This is a genomic window from Idiomarina fontislapidosi (assembly GCF_003226255.1).
GTDB classification, from domain to species: domain Bacteria; phylum Pseudomonadota; class Gammaproteobacteria; order Enterobacterales; family Alteromonadaceae; genus Idiomarina; species Idiomarina fontislapidosi.
In genome coordinates, this window is record NZ_QJST01000038.1 from 1 (window position 1) to 2,272 (window position 2,272).

2 protein-coding genes are annotated in these 2,272 nt (G+C 43.7%); one reads left to right on the top strand and one right to left on the bottom strand.

Annotated features, from left to right (window positions below):
- The first annotated feature begins 488 nt into the window (after positions 1–488).
- Entirely contained in the window at positions 489–977 is a 489-nt protein-coding gene (locus tag DFP83_RS13405; protein ID WP_110576580.1) for a DUF4411 family protein, read from the top strand.
- Positions 978–988: 11 nt separating this feature from the next.
- Here the strand turns inward: DFP83_RS13405 and DFP83_RS13410 are convergent, their stop codons facing one another.
- A complete protein-coding gene (locus DFP83_RS13410) occupies positions 989–1,735 on the bottom strand; it encodes a hypothetical protein (RefSeq protein WP_110576582.1) in 747 nt (248 codons plus the stop codon).
- Positions 1,736–2,272 lie beyond the last annotated feature (537 nt).

The window sequence follows — 2,272 nt, forward strand, 5'->3', positions numbered from 1 at the left end:
CGATCACTTAGCGTAAAAAGAGGGTTATGAAAAAGAACGGCTAACAGGTGATCGGATAACTCCGGAATCGCTGTTCGGAATCACCGAAATACGCAAGCTGCTGAATTTTTAGTACCAGGTGAGGAGTTCAAAGCAAAATGGCGCTTCGAGGTAGAAGACTGGCGCGACAACCTGCCAGAGCTTGAGGCTCATTTCCACGTTAGTAAATGGGTTATTGCGAGACGTGCTCTGACATTCAACTTTATTGATAATGAAAACTACTCTGCTTTCATCCGCAGTGAGCGAAAGACTTTTAAAAATAGAGATAAAGGCAGCGGCTTCGGTCCCAGTTACTACATGACAAAGCGCGCTCAGATTAGTCACAACTTTTCTGCTGCAGTAACCGCTGAAGCTTCTACCGGCCGGATTATGCTTAAAGAAGCCGGTAACTTGTTAGCAATGCCTCCCGCTAATGTATTGGAATTCTCTCGTCGAATGGACTGACAACAATGTACCTTTTGGATGCTAATACCTATATTCAGGCTAAAAACCTTTATTATGGAATGGATATCTGCCCTGCTTACTGGGATTTTCTGGATGCAACATTTCTGAACGGCGACGTATGTAGTATTAACCAAGTCTATCGAGAGCTAACGGACGGTAACGATGAGCTAAAGGACTGGGTCAAAGAACGTAAAGAGCATTTCATCAATAATGACGACGACGCAACCCAGACATTGTATACCCACATTGCTCAGCACCTCTTTGCTAATGACTACAATGCGAATAGCAGAGATAATTTCCTCGAAAAGGCGGATGCTTGGATCATAGCCAAAGCGGCAGCTATTGGAGCGACTGTCGTGTCTCTTGAGAGCTTAGCTCCGCAACAAAGTAAACGCGTCAAGGTTCCAAACGTCTGCAACGATTTTGGGGTTGATTGCATCAACACCTTTGAATTTTTAAGGCGGGTTAATGCAAAATTTGTCGTTGGTGGCTAAATATTTTGAAGTCAGTCACCACTTTGTCCTCTCGTATCGTTACTCAACTCGCCGTGCTCAATCACATCCAGAAGCAAATCAATAATATTTTCAATCTCCCGAAATTGTAGGTTCAAACTCGCAAGGTCGATGTAATCGTATAGGAAGTAAAACGCACCTCCGCCCTGAACACGGTTATTCGTCAAATCGTACATAAATTCAGGGACGTCATTCGAAATTTGAGTCCGAGTTTTTACGCGGTAATATCTAAGCGGCTCATTGATTCTTTCCAATGCAGCGTATATTTCCTTTGATACGCAAATCACTGCGGACTTTGCGGAGTAAATGAGTTCTGGAACTTCTCTGACCGCGTTTTCGATTTGTGACTGTGCTTCCTGTATAGCGTCGATTATTAATTCGTTTATTTCGTCGTCGATGTCACGAGTTTTGAGCAAGTGGTAGGCTTCGTTGATTTTCTTCTGAGCCTCAAAGGGGACAGTGAACTGCCCCTTTACTTCCAATGCTCGCGTCAGATGCCCTATAGCTTTCTGTGCATACTCACGTCTCATTTTAGTTCTGTCTTGGACTCGCCAGGAGTGCAAGCCTTGATACCCTATAGCCAATATACCGAGAGACGTTAATGTGCTAATCAGGTCAAAAAACGTTCCTTCTATGGCACCTGATTCACCAAACATTAGCCCTAAATAAATTCCCACCACCAACACAGATACTATAGCCCATGTCCACGTTATTGCGTTTTCAAAGTTAAGCTTTGGCATTGTGATTCCATTCAGGTTAAGTATTGTTATCAAAGTACAAGAAACCTCCTTTTAATCAAACTGTAGTGGTAAAGAAAAATTGGCCACCGGTTTTCTGGGGGATTACATTGGAATGCAGCTATATTCAAGGAAGTGATTTTTTCACCCCGGCAAGGATGAACATAAGGAACATCTTAAGCTCCTGCTGGAATCCCTGGCTGAATCTGGGGATTTGAAGCGGGACAAAGGTGGGTATGTATTATCGGGCAAAGCTCTTGAAACGCTTTCGAATCACGAGTTGGAGAAGCAGAAACATAGAGATAATCCCGCAACGGCCAAAGTTGGTAATAATCTTACCTGGGCTATTGTAATCGTCGGGATTGTGGGCGTTTTGGCTCAAGTTATCATGTGGTGGTTTGATAACGGAGCACAGTAATGCCTAACCATGCCAAGCTCGTCGGAGGCGTTAATGTCCGCTTCACGCCCTGAGACTTTCAACAAGCTTTTTATGCCGCAAGTAAAGTCGATTTTTTCTCTCTCAATGACTTCAAATACTTG

Excerpts from the sequence above, each read along its gene's own strand:
- DFP83_RS13405 (WP_110576580.1), top strand. The coding sequence starts at position 489 with ATGTACCTTTTGGATGCTAATACCTATATTCAGGCTAAAAACCTTTAT.
- DFP83_RS13410 (WP_110576582.1), bottom strand. The coding sequence starts at position 1,735 with ATGCCAAAGCTTAACTTTGAAAACGCAATAACGTGGACATGGGCTATA.